Here is a 20181-nt window from a genome sequence, read left to right on the forward strand (position 1 = left end):
GGCTAACGCCGAACCGCGCTCTATCCTCAACCGATACCCGCCGAATAAAGCCGTTTCAACAACACTGAACGGAACCATGTCACAAATAGATTCGATAGCGGAGAACCAGTCACAACGGTAGGAAGCGCGCGTTGCGTCCCCGCTCAGGGCTGTGGAATCGTTGCGCCACATCCGGCAGCGACAGCGCCGGAACGCCCCGATGGGGCTCGCTCGGGCCGTGAAGGACAGCCCGACGCATCCAGGGATGAGCACCCGATATCATGCCGAAGTTCCAGGCATGAAGGTACGGTCTCACCTTTCCCGGCAGCCGGATGGGACGGAGTTCCCGTTGGTATCCGCACGCCAGACATGGGCCACGGCCCTGACGACTTTTTCCAGTGATCGCGACCGCCTCGGGTGGATTGTGCGGGGCTTGCATCGCCCCTCGCACGGTAGCGCTTTGCCTGAAGGTAGAGCACTTCGCCAGTCATGATGCGAGGTGAACGCGGTTGGATGCCGAAACCGTGACATATCAATGCCCGCCGCGTCCGTCGCCCGACACGATCGAAACCTTTGCCGGGCTGCTCGACCCTCCTCTCCTCTTCTCCCCGGTTTTCGCCTGCTCGAGGCGAATGCCCTCTTCACTGCGACAGGAACACCTACATGGCAAAAGTGAATCTCGAACCCTTGCGCGACATTGCCGGATTCATGGCGGCGGCGCTGGTGGACAGCGAAAGCGGCCTGCTGCTCGCCGGTGATGGCGCCCAGGTGGACCTGGAAGCGGCCGCCGCCAGCAATGCCGAGGTGATCCGAGCCAAGCGCAAGGTGATCGAGAGCTTGAACCTGAGCGATTCGACCGAGGACATACTGATCAGCCTGTCCGGGCAGTACCACCTCCTTCGCCCGCTCGAATGCGACCCGAAGCTGTTTCTTTATTTGGTGCTGGATCGCACCAAGGCCAACCTGGCCATGGCACGCCATGAGTTGCGCTTGTATGAGAGGACTCTTGATTTGGCCTGAGCGCCTTCTTCGGCGAAGCCGTTTGCGAATGAATTCGTCCCTACATGGAAGGGAATCCGGATGGGCAATGTCGGACCGGGCCTCCGCCCCCTCTCCCCAGCGGGAAGAGGGGGTAGAAGGTGCACCCCATAGCTTTTGCAAGGGGCGAATTCATTCGCCCAGCGGGCAGATGAACCCACCCCGCATCGCCCTTCCTCAAATCACCCCGATGAGGTTGAGGAAGACCAGCACGATGCCCAGCGGGGTAACGAAGCGGATCAGCCACCACCACGCCTGGAACAGCGCCGGATGGCCGATGTTCAGTGCTTCGCTGACCCGCTTGCGCTTGAGCACCCAGCCGGTGAAGAACACCGTGGCCAGGCCGCCGAGGGGCATCAGCAGGTTGGTGGTGAGGTAGTCCAGGCAATCGAAGAAGGTCTTGCCGAACAGGGTGCCTTCGGCCCAGAGGTTGAACGAGAACACGCTGCCCAGGCTGAGCAGCCAGAGTGCCGCACCGCTCAGCAGCACCGCCTTGAGGCGGCTGATGCGGAAGCGTTCGGTCAGCCAGGCGATGGTGGGTTCGCTGAGGGAGATTGCCGAGGTCAGCGCGGCGATCAGCAGCATGACGAAGAAGAACACGCCGACCACCTGCCCCAGCGGCATCTGGCCGAAGGCGATGGGCAGGGTGACGAAGATCAGCCCCGGCCCGGCGCCCGGCTCCAGGCCGTTGGCGAACACCAGCGGGAAGATCGCCAGGCCGGCCAACAGTGCCACGGCGGTATCCGCCAGGGCCACCAGCAGCGAGGTGAGGGCAATCGAGGTACCGGCCGGCAGGTAGGAACCATAGGCCATCATCGCACCGCAACCCAGGCTGAGGGTGAAGAAGGCATGGCCCAGGGCGACGAGGATGGCCTCGCCGGTCAGCTTGGAGAAATCCGCAGCGAAGAGAAACGCCGCCGCTTGGCCGAACGCACCGCGCGTCGCGGCGTAGCCCACCAGGATCAGCAGCAGTACGAACAGCCCCGGCATCAGGTAGCGCACCGCCCGCTCCAGCCCCTGCTGCACGCCGAAGCCGACGATCAGCAGGGTCGCCAGCAGCACCAGGCTGGCGCAGACGGCCAGCTTCAGCGGGTCGGCCAGCAGGGCGCCGAATAGCGCGCCGCTGCTCTCCCCGTTCAAGCCGACGAAGCCTCCGCTGGCGGCGGCCGGCACGTAGGCCAGCGCCCACCCAGCCACCACCACGTAGAAGCTGAGAATGAGGAAGCCGGTTAAGCCGCCGACCCAGCCGGCCAAGCGCCAGCGCGGGCTGGCCCCGGATTGCTCCGCCAGCGCGGCGACCGCGTCGGAGGGGTTCTTGCGGCCGGCGCGACCGATCATCACTTCGGCCATCAGCAGCGGAATGCCGATGGCGAGGATGCAGCCCAGGTAGACCAGGACGAACGCCCCGCCCCCATGGACGCCGGTGATATAGGGAAACTTCCAGATATTGCCCAGGCCGACCGCCGAACCGGTGGCGGCGAGGAAGAATGCCCAGCGGCTCGTCCACAACCCTCGGGAAGCGCCGCTGGAAGCGGCTTGGCCGGCGTAGGCGCCGGCGGCGATGCTGTCTTGACTCACGGATTGACCCTCTTGTTGTTGTAGTGGGGTATCGCTGCGAGCCGCGCCCGGAGACTGCCGGGCGCGGCGTATGGGATCAGCGGCCGGCGCGCAGGCGCTCGTGGGCGAGGCGGTCGGCCACAGCGCTGGTGGTGGCGCCCTCGGCGTCGGCGCGCTCGAAGATCTGCCGCAGGGTGTCGCCGATGCCTTCGATGTGTGCCTTGAGCTGTGCCGGGGTACCGCCGGTGCGCTCGTAGCAGACGTCGATGATGCCGCCAGCGTTGATGGCATAGTCCGGCGCGTAGAGGCAGCCGCGACGGCGCAGTTCCTCGGCCAGCTCGGCGTCGGCCAACTGGTTGTTGGCCGCCCCGGCAATCACCGGCGCGCGCAGGGCTTCGAGGGTCTGCGGGTTGATGATGCCGCCCAGGGCGCAGGGAGCGAAGACGTCCACGTCGAGGCCGTAGATGTCGTTCGGGCCAACCACGGTGGCGCCCAGTTGCTCGGAGGCGCGGCGCAGGTTGCCCTCGAAGACGTCGCAGACCCACAGCTCGGAGCCCGCTTCCTTGAGCTGGCGGGCAAGGTCGAAGCCGACCTGGCCGACACCCTGGACCGCCACCTTGAGCCCGCGCAAGTCATCGCGACCGAGACGGTGCTTGACCGCCGCCTTCAGGCCGATGAACACGCCGTAGGCGGTGGACGGCGACGGGTCGCCGTCACGGGTGCCGCCATCGAAGGCTTCGCGCAGGCCGGCGCCGGCCACGTGGCGGGTGCGCTGGGCCATGATCTGCATTTCCGCGACGCCAGTGCCGGAGTCCGCGGCAGTGATGTAGCGCCCGCCGAGGCTGTCGACGAAATCGCCCATGGCCTGGAACAACGCCTCGCTCTTGCCGCTGCGCGGATCGCCGATGATCACCGCCTTGCCGCCGCCCAGCGGTAGGTTGGCCAGCGCCGACTTGTAGGTCATGCCGCGCGACAGGCGCAACACATCGCGCAGGGCCGCCTCGTCGGTGGCGTAGGGCCACATGCGGCAGCCGCCCAGGGCCGGGCCGAGGGTGGTGTCGTGGATGGCGATGATGGCTTTCAGGCCGGTGGTTTTGTCATGGCCGAAGACGACATGCTCATGGCGGTCGAATTCGACGTGAGAGAACACGGACATCGGGTTTTCCTCTGTGTGGTTCCGGTTGGGTCGGGATAAACGGGCGTAGCCCGGATAAGCCAGCGCAATCCGGGAGGGTCCTACTCCGGATTGCGCGGGCTTAGGGGCTGAATTGGGTGAGTCTCAGGCCGCAGGCTCGAATAGCTGCACCACCTTCAACTCATTGACCTGCAGGCGTGCCTGGAGCTGCCGCTCCTGCTCACGCACCTTGGCCACGGCACGCTCCTTGACATGGCCGTAGCCGCGGATTTGCTCCGGCAGTTCGGCAATGGCCACGGCCGTGCGGTAGTTGCGCGGGTTCAGGTGAGTCAGCAGGTCGGCAATGCTGCGCTCGTACTCGGCGATCAGCTCGCGCTCCAGACGGCGCTCGGCGCTGTAGCCGAAGACATCCAGCGCGGTGCCGCGCAACGATTTGAAGCGCGCCAGCAGCGCGAACGCCTTGAGCATCCAGGGGCCGAAGGTGCGCTTGCGCGGCTCGCCGGTGAGCGGGTCGCGCTTGGCCAGCCAGGATGGTGCCAAGTGAAATTCCAGGCGGTAGTCGCCCTGGAACTGTGCCTGCAGTTGCTTGAGGAAAGCGCCGTCGCTGTATAACCGCGCCACTTCGTATTCGTCCTTGTAGGCGAGCAGCTTGAAGTAGTAGCGGGCCACCGCTGCGGTCAGCGACCGCGAGGCGTCCGGGTCGATCTCGTTGACCCGCTCCACCAGGGCGCGGTAACGCTCGGCGTAGGCGGCGTCCTGGTAGCGGGTGAGGTAGTCGACGCGGAAACGGATCATCTCGTCGAGGGTCTCGCAAATCGGCTCGTCCAGCTCTTCCGGCTTGGCGAGTTTCTCCACCGCCGCCAGGTCGTGGGCGGCGCGGCGGCCCCAGAGGAACGCCTGCTGGTTGAGCTGCACGGCCACGCCGTTCAGTTCGATGGCCTTGTTCAATGCCTCGGCGGAGATCGGCACCAGACCCTTCTGGTAGGCGTAGCCGAGCATGAACAGGTTGGTGGCGATGCTGTCGCCGAGCAGGCGGGTGGCCAGGCGGGTGGCGTCGACGAAGTGAGTCTTCTCGGCACCCACCGCGTCGATCAGCGCCTCGCGCATGGCGGCGCCGGGCACCTGGGCGTCCGGGTTGCGGGTGAACTCGGCGGTGGCGGCTTCGTGGCTGTTGATCACGGCGTGGGCGATATGATCGTTGAGCTTGGCCAGCGCCTCTTCGCTGGCGGCCACCACCAGGTCGCAGCCGAGCAACAGGTCGGTCTCGCCGGCGGCGATGCGCACGGCGTAGATGTCATCCTGTTTGGCGGCGATGCGGATGTGGGTAACCACCGGGCCGAACTTCTGTGCCAGGCCGGCCTGGTCGAGCACGCTGCAGCCCTTGCCTTCGATGTGCGCGGCCATGCCGAGCAGCGCGCCGACGGTGGTCACGCCGCTGCCACCGACGCCCGGCAGGAGGATGTTCCAGGGACGCTCCAGGGTGGGCTGGGTCGGTTCCGGCAGGGCAATGAACAATGCATTCAAACCCACCGCCTCCGGCTGGCGCAGGCTGCCGCCGTGCACGGTGACGAAGCTCGGGCAGAAGCCTTCGATGCAACTGAAGTCCTTGTTGCAGGCATTCTGGTCGATCTGCCGCTTGCGGCCGAGTTCAGTCTCCAGTGGTAGCACCGACAGGCAGTTGGATTTCACGCTGCAATCGCCGCAACCCTCGCACACCGCCGGGTTGATGAAAGCGCGCTTCTGCGGGTCGGCCAGCTTGCCACGCTTGCGCCGGCGACGTTTCTCGGTGGCGCAGGTCTGGTCGTAGATGATCACCGAAACACCCTTGAACTCACGCAGCTCGCGCTGAACGGCGTCCAGCTCGCGGCGGTGGTGGAAGGTGACGATGGGCGCGAAGGTGGCGCGGGTCGGGTACTTGTCCGGCTCGTCGGTGACCAGGGCGATGCGCCGCACGCCCTCGGCATGGATCTGCTGGCTGAGCTGGTCGACGCGCAACTCGCCGTCGATGGGCTGGCCGCCGGTCATGGCCACAGCGTCGTTGTAGAGCAGCTTGTAGGTGATATTGACCCCGGCCGCCACGGCCGCGCGCAGGGCCAGTTGGCCGGAGTGGAAGTAGGTGCCGTCGCCGAGGTTCTGGAAGATGTGCGGGGTGTCGGTGAATGGTGCCTGGCCGATCCAGGTGGCACCCTCGCCGCCCATCTGGGTGAAGGTGTCGGTGTTGCGGTCCATCCACTGGGTCATGTAGTGGCAGCCGATTCCACCCTGGGCGCGACTGCCTTCCGGCACCTTGGTGGAGGTGTTGTGCGGGCAGCCGGAGCAGAAGTGCGGGGTGCGCACGGTGTTATAGCTGCGCTCCGCCAGGGCCTTTTCCTTGGCAGCGAGGAAGGCCAGGCGGGCCTGGATGGTATCGCTGGTGTAGATCGGCGCGAGGCGCTTGGCGATGACCCGGGCGATCATCGCCGGGGTCAGTTCGCTGAGGTTGGGCAGCAGCGAGTTGCCGTCTTCGTCGAATTCGCCGACCACCCGCGGGCGCTTGCCCACCGGCCAGTTGTAGAGCTGCCCGGTGAGCTGGTCTTCGATGATGCTGCGCTTTTCCTCGACCACCAGAATCTCGTCCAGGCCCTCGGCGAACTCGTGCACGGACACCGGTTCCAGCGGCCAGCTCATGCCGACCTTGAGCACGCGCAGGCCGACGCGGGCGCAGAGTTCGTCGTCCAGGCCGAGGTCGACCAGTGCCTGGCGTACGTCGAGGTAGGACTTGCCGGTGGTGATGATGCCCAGGCGCGGGTTCGGCGAATCGAGCATCACCTGATTCAGGTTGTTGGCCCGGGCGAAGGCGCGGGCGGCGTAGATCTTGTAGGTATTGAGGCGTTTTTCCTGCGCCAGCGGCGGGTCCGGCCAGCGAATGTGCACGCCGTCTTCGGGCAGTTGGAAGTCCTCGGGAATCTTCACCTCGACGCGCAGCGGATCGACGTCCACCACGGCGGAGGAGTCGACGTTCTCGGCAATGGTCTTGAGCGCCACCCAGCAGCCGCTGTAGCGCGACAGCTCCCAGCCGATGATGCCGTAGTCGAGGATTTCCTGGACATTGGCCGGGTTCAGCACCGGGATCGACGCAGCGATGAAGGCGTGCTCGCTCTGGTGGGCGATGCTGGAGGACTTGCAGCCGTGGTCGTCGCCGGCCAGCAACAGCACCCCGCCATGCGGGGAAACGCCGGCCGAGTTGCCGTGTTTGAACACGTCGCCGCAGCGGTCCACGCCCGGCCCCTTGCCGTACCACATGGCGAACACGCCGTCGTAGCGGGCACCGGGGAAGAGGCTGGTCTGCTGGCTGCCCCAGACGGCAGTGGCGGCCAGTTCTTCATTGACGCCGGGTTGGAAATGGATGTGGTTGTCCTGGAGGAAGGACTTGGCTTCCCAGAGGCTCTTGTCGAGATTGCCCAGCGGCGAACCCCGGTAGCCGGAGATGAAACAGGCGGTATTCAGGCCGTGGGCCTTGTCACGCTGCTTCTGCAGCATCGGCAGGCGGGTCAGCGCCTGGGTGCCGGTGAGATAGAGGTGACCGGTTTCGAGGCGGTACTTGTCATCCAGGCGGATCTCGGCCAGAGACATCGGGCGCTCCTTTTATTTTTATGGCGACCTTGGATGGCAAACGGTGGGTTGCCATCATGATTCGACCTGCCCCGGGATCGCCGGAGCGGACGGCTGGCTAAAACTATGACTGGGCGGTACCGATTTTTTCTTTCTAAATCGAGGCCAAAAAGCCAATATTGCGCATGAGCTTTCCAACAAAAACAAAAAACCAGGAACATTCATGCAGGAAAAATTAAGCAGCCTCGACCGCAAGATTCTCCGCCTGCTGCAGCACGACGCCGACCTCTCGGCGGCGGAAATCGCCGAGAAGGTGGAGCTGTCCCAATCGCCCTGCTGGCGGCGCATCCATCGCATGCAGGAAGAAGGGCTGATCGAGCGCAAGGTCGCCCTGCTCAATCCCCAGCGCCTCGGCCTGAGCATGACGGTGTTCGTCAACGTCAAGCTCTCGGCCCATGGCCGCAACAACCTGGACGAGTTCGAACAGGCCATCGTCGGCTACCCGGAAGTGCTGGAGTGTTACACCATGGCCGGCAGCTCGGACTATCTATTAAAGGTGGTGGCCAAGGACATCGTCGCCTACGAACGCTTCCTCCGCGATCACCTGCTCCAGCGCCCGCACGTGCAGGAGGCGCATTCCAATATCGCCATGAGCGAGGTGAAGCGCACCACGGAATTGCCGTTGGATTGACGCCTCGTCGGGCGTTGTACGGGTGGCATTCATCCGCGAAGCCTTGCGCCAGCAGAGCTGGCTCCTACACAGCGCGAATCAGTAGGGCCAAATTCATTCGCCCGCCTGTGGGGCTATCTCAGAGCATCCGCCCATCCTGCGCCAGGCTGACATTCGCCGGCAGCGCATTGGGACGGTCCAGCAGCCAGGCGTCGAGGCTGTGGCCGATATGAGTCAGGACACCCTCCCCTGGCTGCACCCGGGCGATTACCTCCAGGGCGCGGGTCAGGTCGTTGTGATTGCGCGGCGCCTGGGGTTGCGGCGGCATGGAGCAGTCCAGCACCAGCACATCCGGCGGGTCCCGGCGTAGCAGCGCCAGGCTGTCGTCGGGCAGGCCGATGGTATCGGTAAGGTAGGCAATGCGCCGGCCGCCGCCCTCCAGCAGGTAGCCGAAGGTCGGCCTGGAATGGACCAGCGGCACGGCGGTTACCGTCAACTCTCCCAGCTTGCGCCGCTCGAAGGCCGCGAACGGCTGGGAGAAGTCGAGGATGCCGGGATGCTTGTAAAGGTCGGCGAAACCGTCCGGGTCCGTCGGGCCGTGTACCGGAATCTGCAAGCCCTGGCCCCAACGAAGATGCAGCAACCCTTGGGCATGATCGGCGTGATAGTGGGTCTGCAGGATGCCGCTCAGGCTGTGCGGCGGAAAGCGTTCGGTAAGGTCGGTGAGCCCGCCGTCGATCAACCAGCGCTGGGTACCGCATTCGACCAGGGCACAGCACGGGCCGCGGCGCCGCTGCGGATAGACCCTGGCCGTATCGCAGGCCACGCAGGCGCAGTTGTACACCGGCACCTGGCGGGCATCGCCGGTGCCCAGCAGGGTCAGGCGCATACCCGTGCCTCGCCGAGCAGGGCGAGAAGCGACGCGAGGGTGGTTGCCAGTTCGCCGGAGTTGTCCAGCAGGACCACGTCATCCTCCAGGCCAACGGCGAAGATGGCGTTGCGCGCCAGGCGCGCTTCGATTTCCGCCGAGGATTCCCGTCCCCGCGCCAGCAGGCGCTGACGCAAGACGGCCGAATCGACGCAGAGCATCACCGCCAGCAGGTCGGGATAGCGGGCTCGGGCCTGCGGCAGGTAGGCCCGCGAGCCATTGACCAGCACATCGTGGCCGGCCGCCAGCCAATCGTCGATCTGCCGGGGAATGCCATAGGCCAAGCCATTGGCGCGCCAGCTCATGGCGAAGGCACCCTGCTCTTCCAGCCGTTCGAATACCTCCAGCGTCACCGACCGCGCCTCTTCGCCGACCGCTTCGGCCGAGCGGGTAATCACCCGGCGGGCGATCCGGCCGCCGCGTGCTTCCAGCAGCGGGCGCGCGGCCTGCAACAGGCTGTCCTTGCCCGCCCCGGACGGGCCCATCAGGTAAATCAGTCGACTCATGTGCGTTCCGGCTCTCGATCGACAGGGAACATTGCGGCTGGCCTTCCTTATATAGAGGAACTCGTTCGGCGGTACCGCGCCAAATCATAGCGTGCCCTCGCCGATGGCAGCGCTTCCCGCGACGGCTGGGCGCGCGACAGGCACATACAGGCATCGCGCCACTGGTAGCTGGCGATATGCCGTTTGTCGGGTAAAACGATGAAAAAGTTTCCGGGAGCGAGGTGGCCAGAGGCGCTGGAAAGCACGGGATAGCCACGACCGGAAAATAAGTGGGCTGCGAAGCGCAGCACATCGGCGCCATAATTCCGAGCAAATCAGGCGGATTTTGCTGACCGACTCTCATTTCCTGATAATCGGTGCTGGCAAAAAGCCTTTACATGGACCACACTATGACACGTAATTGACGTCAAGGAACCGTTTGGCTGACCCACGGTCATAACCACGCCAATAGTGATGTCCGGTGAACGACTTGCTGCAAGGATGGTCAAACCGGTGACTGTCCAATAGCTGATCGCCAGCATTCACTTCATTGAACTAACCGGTCCTGAAAAATATGCGCCCTATGAAACAGGCTATTTATTCCAGCCGCACGGCTGACAAGTTTGTCGTCCGCTTGCCCGACGGGATGCGTGAGCGCATCGCCGATGTGGCGCGTAACCACCACCGCAGCATGAACTCCGAGATCATCGCTCGCCTCGAACAAAGCCTGATTCAGGAAGGTTCGTTGGGCGATGACCTGAACATGCGTCTGGACAGCCCGGAGCTGTCCCTGCATGAACGCGAGCTTCTGCAGCGCTTCCGTCAGCTTTCGCGTCGACAGCAGAATGCGCTGGTCGCGCTGATCGCCCATGACATGGAAATGGCCGCTGAAGAGGCGACGGCCTGATCGAGCCGTAACAGCGAAAGAGCCGGCATTGCGCCGGCTTTTTTGTGCCTGATGAAATCGGACCGGTCTTCATCCGACAGAACGGTGGCCAAACCCGGCGGGACGGCATCGCAGATCCGCCCGGCTCGGCCAACCAGGCGCGGCGCTCCCTGCGCCGGCCCTCGCCTCAGGCCGCCATGCGGCGGCATTCCTCGGCGCAGCTCATGCAGGCCTTGGCGCAGGCCTGACAATGACCCGCCTCATGCTTGGCGCATTCCTCGCCACAGGCTTGGCAAACCTCCGCGCACAGGGCACAGAAGCGCTTGGCGAAGGGGCTCTGCCGGGTCATCATCACCGCCGCCAATTGGCACATGGCCGCACAATCGAGGTCCAGTTGGATGCAGCGTGCCATCATCTGCACATTGTCTTCGCGCAGGCAGGATGCGGCGCAGTTCTCGCAGGTCAGGGCGCAATCGCGGCAGGCCTGGATACAGGTATCGAAATTCATGGGGGGTCTCCCGTCATTCGGTCATCGAGTAAATGGATGGGTGCCAGAGGCCAGCGCCCAGGGGGGACGATCCGGCAACAGGGGATGCGGGGGTACGTAGTGAGCGGGCTCGTCCGGCACGGCGAAGATCGCCGTCGATGCGGTCAGTGGCGGAGTGTCGTTCGGGATCGCCGCGACCAGACAGCAATGACCTGCCGTGCAGGCCGGGGCGTGCATGCCCCGATGCGCTGTCGCATGGGCACTCTGGTGTGCCAGGGTTTCCCGGCACGGTGGCGCCGCCAGGCACTGCGCCTGCATCTCGGCGGTCAGCAGTACGCCCGCCAGCAGCACCAGCATGATGAGCAACGGCATACGGGTTGGCATCCGTCCTCCGGCAATGGTTCGGACCTAAGGGTGGACTGCCCGGCTCCGGCGAAGTTTTCCTCGATGGCTGAACGGTCGTGCTAGGCGAACCGTCCGCTTACGCGGGCCTGTTCCTGCTGGCGCTGGTGGCGGCGACCCTGCTGCCGGCGCAGTCGGAAGCCGCGCTGGTGGTCCTGCTGCTGAGTGGAGATTATTCGACCGCCGGGCTGCTCGCCGCGGCAATCGGCGGCAATACCCTGGGTTCGCTGGTGAACTGGCTGCTCGGCCGCTCCATCGAGCATTACCGCGATCGCCGCTGGTTTCCGGCCAATGCGGAACAATTGGCGCGTGCGCAGCGCTGGTATCACCGCTACGGGCGCTGGTCGCTGCTGCTGAGCTGGCTGCCCATCGTCGGCGACCCGCTGACGCTGATCGCCGGGGTCATGCGCGAGCCGCTGCCAAGCTTCCTTCTGATCGTCGCCCTGGCCAAGGCGGTGCGCTATCTAGTGTTGGCGGCGGTGACGATGGGGTGGGGATAAGGGCTGTGCACAGGGACCTCTTCATTCGAGGCACCGCTGGGCGGATAAATCCGCCCGCGAATGGGACACCCAAAAGCTTCGCCAGCAGATCTGGCTCCTACAGTAAATCCGCCCCTATTGCATGAGGCCCCGTGCGTAGGGGCGAATTCATTCGCCCGGCGCAGTTTCGCCAGGCAGATGAATCCCCCCAACAGCCTCACTGCGCCGGCTTGATCTCGGTGACGACGATGGCGCCGCCTTCCTGCTCGGCCTGGAACAGAACCTTGTCGCCCGGCTTGAGCCCTTCCAGCAGCGCGGCGTCGCGAACGCGGAAGACCATGGTCATGGGCGGCATGCCCAAGCTCTTGAGCGGGCCGTGGCGCAGGGTGATCTTCTTCGCCGCGGCGTCCACCTTGCGTACTTCGCCCTGGTTCATCTCCTCGTTCTGCGCCAACTGCATGTGGCCCGTGTGAGCCGAGTGGTCGACGGTCTCGGCGGCCTGGGCCCAGAGCGGTTGCGCCAGCCCAACGGCGAGCAGTGTGGCAGTCATCAGTGCTTTCATCGGTTCTCTCCTACTTCTCGCGGGCGCACGATGCCCCGCGTCAAAAACCCAGGGTCGGCAGATGCCCGCCGACCGCCTCTCATTCATTTGGTAGCCACGACCTTGATCCGTCCAACCATGCCCGCCTCGTAGTGGCCGGGAATCAGGCAGGCGAAGTGGAATTCACCCGGCCGGTTGAAGGTCCAGACGATCTCGCCGCGCTTGCCCGGGGCGACGTGGGCCATGTAGGGCTCGTCGTGTTCCATGCCGGGAAACTTCTTCATCAATGCCGCATGCTCGTCGAGTTCCGGTTTGGTGCCGATGACGAACTCGTGCATCACCTGGCCATCGTTGTGATGGACGAAACGTACCGTCTCGCCCGCCTTGACCTTGATGAAGTCGGGGCTGAAGCGCATGGCGTCGGACATGCTCACCTCGATGGTGCGGTCGGCCTCCTTGCGTTCGCCGGCGATGCCCCAATCCTTCTGTTCCTTGACCACCGGTTTGGCATGGCCGGAGCCGGCCTGATCGCCATGGGCATGGACCTGGGCGGCACCGCCCAAAGCCCCCAGCATCAACGCAGGGGCCACCATTTTGCGGATTCGTTTCATCGGTTCTGCTCTCTCTTTCACGTTCAGTGATCGGTATGCCCGGCGGGCTTGCGTACATTCACTTCGACATCCGGCGAGGCCTGCTGGCGGGGCATCGACTGCCCGCCCGCTCTGGACGAGCGCGCCGGCTCGGCCAGCACGCCGCGCCATTCGGATGCCACGGTGCCTTCGGGGTGGCGGTACCAGCCGTGGTCGCGGTAGTCGCCGGGCTGCTGGTCGGCGCGGACCTTGAGCACAGTGAACATGCCGCCCATCTCCACTGAGCCGAACGGGCCGTCGCCGGTCATCATCGGTGCGGTGTTGTCCGGCAGCGGCATTTCCATCTCGGCCATGTCGGCCATGCCGCGTTCGCCCATCACCATGTAGTCGGGAATCAGGCCGGTGATCTTCTTCGCCAAGCCGCGATGGTCCACCCCGATCATCGTCGGCACGTCATGCCCCATGGCGTTCATGGTGTGGTGGCTCTTGTGGCAGTGCAGCGCCCAGTCGCCCTCCTCGTCGGCGATGAACTCGACCTGGCGCATCTGCCCCACCGCCACGTCGGTGGTCACCTCCGGCCAGCGTGCGCTCTTCGGCACCGGGCCGCCATCGGTACCGGTTACCTCGAACTCGTGGCCATGCAGGTGGATCGGGTGGTTGGTCATGGTCAGGTTGCCCACGCGGATGCGCACCCGGTCGCCCTTGCGCACCACCAGCGGGTCGATGCCGGGGAAGATCCGGCTGTTGAAGGTCCATAGGTTGAAGTCGAGCATGGTCATGATCTTTGGCGTGAAGCTGCCCGGCTCGATGTCGTAGGCGCTGAGCAGGAAGCAGAAGTCGCGGTCGACCTCCTCGATCAGCGGGTGCGGCTCCTTCGGGTGGGTCACCCAGAAGCCCATCATGCCCATGGCCATCTGGGTCATTTCGTCGGCGTGCGGGTGATACATGAAGGTGCCGGGCCGCCGCGCGACGAACTCGTAGACGAAGGTCTTGCCCGGCTGGATGGCCTTCTGCGTCAGCCCGGAAACCCCGTCCATGCCGTTCGGCAGGCGCTGGCCGTGCCAGTGGATGCTGGTGTGTTCCGGCAGGCGGTTGGTAACGAAGATGCGCACGCGGTCGCCCTCCACCACCTCGATGGTCGGCCCCGGCGACTGGCCGTTGTAGCCCCACAGGTGGGCCTTGAAGCCGGGCGCCATCTCACGGACCACCGGCTCGGCGACCAGGTGGAACTCCTTGACTCCGTTGTTCATCCGCCAGGGCAGCGTCCAGCCGTTGAGGGTGACCACCGGGCGGTACGGCGCGCCGTTCTTCGGCTGCAGCGGCGGCTGGGTGTCCGGCCCGCCCTGGGAAACGATCTCGGGCAGCCCGGCCATCGCCGTTCGACTGACCGAAGAAGCGGCCACCGCCGCAGTAATGGCGCCGGCACCAAGAAAGAAATCACGTCGTGAAACCATAGTTATCGCAATCCTGTTCAATGACCGGCAGGCGCTTCGGCGGCCATTTCGACGCCGGAGGAAGCGGACAGGCTGGGTTTGCCGACCAGGGCCATGTCCAGGTCGGCGCGGGCGATCCAGAAATCGCGCAGGGCTTCGATGTAGCCGTTGACGCTGGCCATCTGCGTGCGGGCGTCGGCGAGCAGTTCGAACACGCCGATCAGCATGCCGTTGTAGCGCAGCACGTTTTCCTCGGCGATGCGCTGGCGCAGCGGCAGGATCTCGTCGCGGTAATGACGGGCGATGTCGTAGGCCGAGCGGTAGCCAAAGTAGGCTTCGCGCACTTCCGAACGGGCATTGATGGCGGTCTCGGCGGTGCGCTCCAGGGCCTGTCGGTACAGCGACTCGGCCTTGGCCACACGCGCACCGCTCCAGTCGAACAGCGGCAGCTCCACGCTGATCTCGTAGCCGCGCTGGGTCGGCTCCTCGTTGGAGGAGTTGTGCACCGCGCCCAGTTCCAGCACGTTGACGAAACGGGTGGCCCTGCTTAGCCCGAGGTTCTTCGCCAGGCTTTCGGCGCCGAGCTTCGCGGCTTCGATGTCGAGGCGGCTGGCCATGGCGGTACGTTCGATGTCCGGCAGATCGTCGGCGTTTTCCGGCAGGTCGGGCAAGCGTTCCGGCAATTGGAAGGCCGTCTGCTCGCCCCACAGCCCGAGCAGCCGGATCAGGCGCTCCCGCGCGGCGGTGCGGGCCTGCTCGGCGCGAACCAGGTTGAGACTGGCATCGGCATAGAAGCTCTGCTCGCGGGCCCGCTGCAACGTGCTGAAGTTGCCCGCCTCGGCCATGCGCCGGGCCAGTTCGGCGCTGGCATCGGCGGCCTCCTTGACCTTGCCTATGTAGCGCAGGCTCTCTTCGGCGGCGACGGCTTGGTAATAGGCTTTGCGGGTCTCCGCGGCGAGTTCGAGCACACGCAGGCTGGTCTCCCGCTGGACCTGCTCGAAGCGCCGGGCCTCCATACGCCGGGTCATGGGCAGGGCGATCAGGCGCGCGACGTTCAGGTGCACGCCGCGCTCCAGCTCCACTTCGTCGCCCTTGGTCAGGCGGCCGAAGGAGAAACCGGGATTGGGCAACCGTCCGGCCTGTACCAGATCGGCCTCGGAAATGCCCAGCTCATGGAACGACGCCTGCAAGCCAGGGTTGTTGAATAAGGCGACCTGCACAGCGTCGTCGACGCTCAGGGGCTTGGCCAGCAGTTCGCCGACCCGCTGCTTCAACTGCTCGCGCTCGCTGTCCGAACGGGCCCAGACCACCTCTTTGTCGAGCCGCTCGCCGGCGGTCCGCTCGACGCTGGAAAATCCGCCGTCCTTCGAGAAGCCGGCGCAGCCTCCGAGGCCAAGCAGGGCCACGGCAATCAGCGCAAGGCGGCCGCCGCGGCGTGGATTCGATACACGCATGGGGTGGCTCCTCAGTGCTGCATGTGGCCGGAATGCCCGCTGGATTCCGCACCGGTCTCGGGCTCGGCGGCATCCTCCTGGTAGGCTTCCATGGCGTAGGTGCGCCAGCCGCCGATGCGGCCGACGGTATCGTTGGTGGCGCGCCAGTCGGCGACTTCTGCGGGTTCTTCGAAGCGGCGGTAGTCGGCCAGCGGCGAACGGTAGACCGCCTCGGGCACGGCAGCGCCGGCGTCGCGCGGGTCCGGCTCGGCATGAATCGACGCGCTCAGGCTGAGCAGCGGAATGCAAGCCAGCGCCCACAATTCGGGTAAGGCATGACGAAGCATGAATGTCTCTCTCGCAAGGGGTCGGTCGCCGGTCTCGTGCCGGCAAAGGGGGCGCGCGCCAGGCGCGCCGGGACTCAGGCGAGAGTTCTCGGGGGACGTTCGGGCGCTTCGCCGATGAAGCCGGCGAAGGACACGAAGGCAGCAACCGCCAGGGGGGCATCGGGCAGGATGGGGGAATCGTGCAGCGTGGTGGTGGTCATGCCGGCGTGGCAGCAGGCGGAGCAGAGGCTACAGGAGGCATTGCCAGCCAAGTGGCCATCATGTCCCGCCGGTGGCGAATCCGGCTGAGCGGAAGTCGCCTGGGGCTGGCCGTGCTCGTGCGCGTGTTTTGCCTCCGAGCCATGGGCATGGGCCGGGGCACTCGCCTGGACAGCGTCACGATGGTGCTCACCCACTCCGCAGAACGGCATGGATACCGCCGCGATGGCCTTGAGAGGCATCGTCAGCATCAGTATCCAGAGCAGCGCGAGGCGTAGGGAAGCCGTCAGGGTCATGGGAGGCAGTCAGGAGCCGGCAACGAACGATGAGCCGCATTATGCATCGACTTCCCTGGCTCGTGGCAAACCTGACAGAAAAGTAATGTGTCGCCCGGCATTCGTCGCAGACCGGATCGTCGCGAAGACGGCCGGCACACGCACATCACTCTGGACGTGTCCGCCCGGTGCCCGGTTGCTCCTGATCGGCCTTGGTCGTTACCCGCGGCGCCGGTCGTGGTTCGTTGGCCGCATGCTTCTGCCGTGTGTCCGGCTCAGCGCGGGACAACGGATCGGGCAGTCGCTCGATGTCGAAATAAGGAAGTTGCATGGCACATTCTCCTTCCGAAACCTGTCCGGATACTGCATGGGTGCCCCTTTCGCGTCTTCGCCGTACCGTCGCGGTGGCATCGTTGGAACGCCATCCGATACCGGGACGTAATCCAAGTATGGACCCGCTCAGGGAGCGCCACTGCCTTTTCCAGCCAAACGGCCGTCGGTGGATTGATGCCGATCGACGAAGGGACGGTCCGTTGACGACAGAACCATCGGAAGCAATAACCCCGCCCATTTGGGCCATCTTGGCGACGCCGGGAACGCAAGCCGCCGAACGGTCATGCGCCGCTGTGACGCTGGCGTGCTTCATGCAGTCATTGAAGTGTCATCCGTGCCGCAGTTTTCTCGCATGAACGACCACGCTCCCTTCTCCTGTTCGCTCTACCCTCCGGCACTCGGGCTGCCCCGGCAGCTCACCTGCGCCGAATTGCAGGCATCCCTGGAAAACACCATGCGCCAACGCGGGGCGGGGCCTGTCTGGCTGTTCGCCTATGGGTCGCTGATCTGGCGTCCCGCCTGCCCCTCGGTGGAAGCCCGGCGCGCACGGGTGCACGGTTACCATCGCGGTCTGTACCTGTGGTCCATGCTGCACCGCGGCACGCCGGAAAACCCCGGCCTGGTGCTCGGTCTGGACCGCGGCGGCTCCTGCTCCGGCTTCGCCTACCGCCTGCCCGAGGCCGGCCTGGAGGAACACCTGCTGGCGCTCTGGCAGCGGGAAATGCCGGATGCCTCCTACCGTCCGGAATGGTTGAACTGCCGTCTGGAAGACGGCAGCCAGGTACGCGCCCTCGGCTTCGTCCTGCAACGGCACCTGCCCAGCTACGCCGGTTTGCAGCCGGACAGCGTGCTCAGCCGGGTCTTCGCCACCGCCTGCGGACATTTCGGCACCACCCGCGACTATGTGGAACAAACCGTCAGCGCCCTGCGCGCCCACGCCATGCCGGACTTCAACCTGGAAGCAACCCTGGCCCGCTGCTGCCCCGAACGCGTCAGCGAGTGACGGATTTGGGCAGGTGCGAGCTGGATGTCAGGAGCCCGGCTGATCGCCCTGATCCGTGGCGTTTATCGGGTGGTGGGCGTCACAGGTAGCGAGGCAATAGGCCATGCGAAAACGAAAAAGCCCCGCCTGCCTGAGCAGCGCGGGGCTTTTTCACGAGATGGTGTCCCAGGCAGGAATTGAACCTGCAACCTTCCCCTTAGGAGGGGGACGCTCTATCCAATTGAGCTACTGGGACACAGCGATAACGGGGGCGCATGTTAGGGTCTGTTGAGGTTTCGACGCAAGCCGCGTGACCGCGCAACGCCAACAGCCTCTAACGACCGGGCGATTTTGTCATGCCGTCGCCACGCAGCGCGACCATACTCTGTCGATTGCCCCACGGAGAGCCCGCCATGCCTGCCGTCGACCCCAGCGCCCTGCCCGACTCGCCCTTCGTCCATTTCAGCGTACGCGCCGCCAGCCCCGGCGATGCCAACCGGCTGGCCGACCTGCTGCAACAGCTCGGCGAACAGGACCCACGCCCCGATCCGACCCTGCTCGCCCTGCGTCTCGCCGAGCTGCCGGCCAGTCGCGAAGTGCTGGTGGCGGAGCGCGACGGCAAGCTGCTCGGCACCTGCACCCTGAACCTGATCGAGCACTTGGCCCATGACTTCGCCCGCTCGGCGGTGGTCGAGGACGTAGTGGTGGATGCCGGGGCGCGGGGACTCGGCGTCGGCCGGGCGCTGATGGAAAAAGCCGCCGAGCGCGCCCGCGCCTGGGGATGCTACAAACTGGCACTGTCCACCCACCGCGACCGCGAGGCCGCGCACCGCTTCTACGAGGCCCTGGGCTATCGGCCCCACGGCATCAGCCTGGCGTTGTCGCTGTCCTGACCGAATTCGACGCACTGCGCTTTCCGCGAAACTGACCGGCCCGTTAGAATCGCCGCTTTTTTGCGGCGTGGGCCCATCCGCCTTCGTCCGCTCGGCAGCTGCGGGACGCCGTGGCTTCCCCCACACGTCAGAGGGCAACCCCCATGAAGGCAGTTTTCTCCGCTTACCTGCGCACTCCCTTGCTGATGCGCATCTTCGCCGGCTTCCTGCTCGGCTCCCTGGTCGGCATCGGGCTGTGGTACGCCGGCACCCAGGACAGCGACCTGACCGCGCGCGTCATCCCCTACGTCCAGCCGTTCGGCAGCCTGCTGGTCAGCCTGCTGAAGATGATCGTGGTGCCGGTGATCCTGCTCTCGCTGATCACCGGCGCCGCCAGCCTGCCGCTGGCGCGCTTTGGCAAGATCGGCGTGAAGGTGATCGCCTGGTACCTGCTCTGCTCGTTCCTCGCCGCCGTCATCGGCACCCTGGTGGCGCTCGCCTTCAACCCCGGCGAAGGCAGCAACCTGGCCGGCTGGGAGCGTCTGGTCGGTGGCGTCAAGGGCGAGGCGGAGAGCCTGGTGGCCCAGGCCGACAGTAACGCCGGGCCGATGGGCCTGCTGCTGAGCATGTTCGAGAACCCCTTCCATGCACTGTCCGAAGGGCACTTCCTGGCCATCATCGTCTTCGCCATCTTCTTCGGCCTGGCCCTGCGCGTACTGCTCGACGGCGACGCCGGCGAAACCCAGAAGGCCGCCGTGCAGCGTCTGCTCGACAGCCTGGAAGCGGCGCGCGATGCGGTGTTCAAGATGGTCGACTGGATTCTCGAATACACCCCGGTCGGCGTCTTCGCCCTGTCGGTGGTGAACTTCGGCCTGTACGGCCCGAGCATCGCCGGCCCCTACGTCAACGTCACCCTGGGCGTGATCACCGGCGTTCTGGTGATGGTGCTGGTGGTCTATCCGGCCCTGCTGTGGGTCTCCACCCGGCGCAATCCGCTGCAGGTCTACAAGTACCTGCAGGAGCCGATGATCACTGCCTTCATCACCCGCTCCAGCGCCGCCACCCTGCCGGTGTCGCTGCGAGTGATCGAGCATGACCTGAAGGTGAAGAACGAACTGGCCTCCTTCTCCCTGCCGCTGGGCGCCACCATCAACATGGACGGCGTCTGCGTGCACCTGCCGATGTTCGCCATCCTCGCCGCCAATATCTTCGGCGTCGACCTCAGCGCCACGCAGTTGCTGATGCTGGTGCTCACCACCGTGCTGGCCTCCATCGGCGCCGGTGGCGTGCCGGGCGGCAGCCTGATGCTGCTGTTCATCATTCTCCAGGCGATGGGCCTGGCGCCGGAGCAGATCGCCGTGATCGTCGCCCTGGCCCTCGGCATCAACCCGATCCTCGACATGTTCGAGACCTGCAACAACGTCACCGGCGACCTGGTTTGCACCTATGCCGTGGCCGAGCGCTCGGGCCTGGTGGACCAGCCGAGCCCGTCCTCCGCAGACAGCGCTCCCGCCTTCCGCCCCTCTCCGGCCGAGTAACG

21 protein-coding genes and 1 tRNA gene are annotated in these 20181 nt (G+C 65.5%); 7 read left to right on the forward strand and 15 right to left on the reverse strand.

Annotated features, from left to right (window positions below; translation table 11 throughout):
• Window positions 1-642: 642 nt before the first annotated feature.
• On the forward strand, window positions 643-999 hold the full coding sequence (locus PIN01S_RS06240) for a hypothetical protein (RefSeq protein ID WP_084334477.1): 357 nt from the start codon (window positions 643-645) through the stop codon (window positions 997-999).
• Between the two features lie 195 nt (window positions 1000-1194).
• Here the strand turns inward: PIN01S_RS06240 and PIN01S_RS06245 are convergent, their stop codons facing one another.
• The 3 genes from PIN01S_RS06245 to PIN01S_RS06255 all read right to left on the reverse strand — a co-directional run bounded on the left by PIN01S_RS06245 (window position 1195) and on the right by PIN01S_RS06255 (window position 7321).
• On the reverse strand, window positions 1195-2595 hold the full coding sequence (locus tag PIN01S_RS06245; RefSeq protein ID WP_084334479.1) for a sodium-dependent transporter: 1401 nt from the start codon (window positions 2593-2595) through the stop codon (window positions 1195-1197).
• A 76-nt stretch (window positions 2596-2671) separates the two neighbouring features.
• Window positions 2672-3730, reverse strand: coding sequence for a Glu/Leu/Phe/Val dehydrogenase dimerization domain-containing protein (locus PIN01S_RS06250; RefSeq protein ID WP_084334481.1), 1059 nt, complete (start codon window positions 3728-3730; stop codon window positions 2672-2674).
• 123 nt (window positions 3731-3853) lie between these two features.
• Window positions 3854-7321, reverse strand: a complete 3468-nt coding sequence (locus tag PIN01S_RS06255) for an indolepyruvate ferredoxin oxidoreductase family protein (protein ID WP_084334483.1) — start codon at window positions 7319-7321, stop codon at window positions 3854-3856.
• A gap of 202 nt (window positions 7322-7523) precedes the next feature.
• Here PIN01S_RS06255 and PIN01S_RS06260 point away from each other — a divergent pair, with 202 nt between their 5' ends.
• Window positions 7524-7991 carry an Lrp/AsnC family transcriptional regulator gene (locus PIN01S_RS06260; RefSeq protein ID WP_084334485.1) on the forward strand — a complete coding sequence of 156 codons (468 nt, stop codon included), beginning with the start codon at window positions 7524-7526 and terminating at the stop codon, window positions 7989-7991.
• A 118-nt stretch (window positions 7992-8109) separates the two neighbouring features.
• On the opposite strand, the gene phnP is transcribed toward PIN01S_RS06260, so the two are convergent.
• Both phnP and phnN read right to left on the reverse strand, forming a co-directional pair.
• Entirely contained in the window at window positions 8110-8859 is a 750-nt protein-coding gene (gene phnP, locus PIN01S_RS06265; protein WP_084334486.1) for a phosphonate metabolism protein PhnP, read from the reverse strand.
• Complete coding sequence (gene phnN, locus PIN01S_RS06270) at window positions 8850-9404, reverse strand: phosphonate metabolism protein/1,5-bisphosphokinase (PRPP-forming) PhnN (protein ID WP_084334487.1); 555 nt, start codon at window positions 9402-9404, stop codon at window positions 8850-8852. The genes phnP and phnN overlap by 10 nt, the downstream gene beginning before the upstream one ends.
• Before the next feature lie 553 nt (window positions 9405-9957).
• Here phnN and PIN01S_RS06275 point away from each other — a divergent pair.
• The gene (locus tag PIN01S_RS06275; protein WP_084334488.1) at window positions 9958-10290 is read left to right on the forward strand and encodes an Arc family DNA-binding protein; all 333 of its coding nucleotides are present in this window, start codon (window positions 9958-9960) and stop codon (window positions 10288-10290) included.
• Window positions 10291-10456: 166 nt separating this feature from the next.
• Here the strand turns inward: PIN01S_RS06275 and PIN01S_RS06280 are convergent, their stop codons facing one another.
• Together PIN01S_RS06280 and PIN01S_RS06285 are read right to left on the reverse strand one after the other, a co-directional pair.
• Window positions 10457-10777, reverse strand: a complete 321-nt coding sequence (locus PIN01S_RS06280) for a four-helix bundle copper-binding protein (protein ID WP_084334489.1) — start codon at window positions 10775-10777, stop codon at window positions 10457-10459.
• Window positions 10778-10798: 21 nt separating this feature from the next.
• Window positions 10799-11140 carry a hypothetical protein gene (locus PIN01S_RS06285; protein WP_084334490.1) on the reverse strand — a complete coding sequence of 114 codons (342 nt, stop codon included), beginning with the start codon at window positions 11138-11140 and terminating at the stop codon, window positions 10799-10801.
• A 77-nt stretch (window positions 11141-11217) separates the two neighbouring features.
• Between PIN01S_RS06285 and PIN01S_RS06290 the strand changes: the two genes are divergently transcribed.
• Window positions 11218-11658, forward strand: coding sequence for a YqaA family protein (locus PIN01S_RS06290; protein WP_084334492.1), 441 nt, complete (start codon window positions 11218-11220; stop codon window positions 11656-11658).
• A gap of 196 nt (window positions 11659-11854) precedes the next feature.
• Here PIN01S_RS06290 and PIN01S_RS06295 read toward each other — a convergent pair whose 3' ends face one another.
• From PIN01S_RS06295 to PIN01S_RS26710, 7 genes are all read right to left on the reverse strand, one after another.
• Window positions 11855-12199: a copper-binding protein gene (locus PIN01S_RS06295; protein WP_084334494.1), complete on the reverse strand. Its 345-nt coding sequence runs from the start codon at window positions 12197-12199 to the stop codon at window positions 11855-11857.
• Between the two features lie 83 nt (window positions 12200-12282).
• Window positions 12283-12789: a cupredoxin domain-containing protein gene (locus tag PIN01S_RS06300; RefSeq protein WP_084334496.1), complete on the reverse strand. Its 507-nt coding sequence runs from the start codon at window positions 12787-12789 to the stop codon at window positions 12283-12285.
• A gap of 23 nt (window positions 12790-12812) precedes the next feature.
• Complete coding sequence (locus PIN01S_RS06305) at window positions 12813-14222, reverse strand: multicopper oxidase family protein (protein WP_084334498.1); 1410 nt, start codon at window positions 14220-14222, stop codon at window positions 12813-12815.
• Between the two features lie 17 nt (window positions 14223-14239).
• Window positions 14240-15655 (reverse strand): TolC family protein, encoded by a 1416-nt coding sequence (locus tag PIN01S_RS06310; protein WP_084334500.1) that lies wholly within the window; start codon window positions 15653-15655, stop codon window positions 14240-14242.
• 11 nt (window positions 15656-15666) lie between these two features.
• Window positions 15667-15981 carry a hypothetical protein gene (locus tag PIN01S_RS06315; RefSeq protein ID WP_084334502.1) on the reverse strand — a complete coding sequence of 105 codons (315 nt, stop codon included), beginning with the start codon at window positions 15979-15981 and terminating at the stop codon, window positions 15667-15669.
• 74 nt (window positions 15982-16055) lie between these two features.
• Window positions 16056-16475 carry a hypothetical protein gene (locus tag PIN01S_RS06320; protein ID WP_084334504.1) on the reverse strand — a complete coding sequence of 140 codons (420 nt, stop codon included), beginning with the start codon at window positions 16473-16475 and terminating at the stop codon, window positions 16056-16058.
• Between the two features lie 145 nt (window positions 16476-16620).
• Window positions 16621-16785, reverse strand: coding sequence for a hypothetical protein (locus PIN01S_RS26710; protein ID WP_169715792.1), 165 nt, complete (start codon window positions 16783-16785; stop codon window positions 16621-16623).
• A 354-nt stretch (window positions 16786-17139) separates the two neighbouring features.
• On the opposite strand from PIN01S_RS26710, the gene PIN01S_RS06325 reads away from it, so the two are divergent.
• Complete coding sequence (locus tag PIN01S_RS06325; RefSeq protein ID WP_084334506.1) at window positions 17140-17790, forward strand: gamma-glutamylcyclotransferase; 651 nt, start codon at window positions 17140-17142, stop codon at window positions 17788-17790.
• Window positions 17791-17948: 158 nt separating this feature from the next.
• Here PIN01S_RS06325 and PIN01S_RS06330 read toward each other — a convergent pair.
• Window positions 17949-18025: transfer RNA gene (locus PIN01S_RS06330), tRNA-Arg, on the reverse strand.
• A gap of 157 nt (window positions 18026-18182) precedes the next feature.
• Here PIN01S_RS06330 and PIN01S_RS06335 point away from each other — a divergent pair.
• Both PIN01S_RS06335 and PIN01S_RS06340 read left to right on the forward strand, forming a co-directional pair.
• Entirely contained in the window at window positions 18183-18662 is a 480-nt protein-coding gene (locus PIN01S_RS06335) for a GNAT family N-acetyltransferase (RefSeq protein ID WP_084334508.1), read from the forward strand.
• Between the two features lie 143 nt (window positions 18663-18805).
• Window positions 18806-20179, forward strand: a complete 1374-nt coding sequence (locus PIN01S_RS06340; protein WP_084334510.1) for a dicarboxylate/amino acid:cation symporter — start codon at window positions 18806-18808, stop codon at window positions 20177-20179.
• The last annotated feature ends 2 nt before the right edge of the window (window positions 20180-20181 follow it).

The organism is Pseudomonas indica NBRC 103045, assembly GCF_002091635.1.
Lineage (GTDB): Bacteria > Pseudomonadota > Gammaproteobacteria > Pseudomonadales > Pseudomonadaceae > Pseudomonas_M > Pseudomonas_M indica.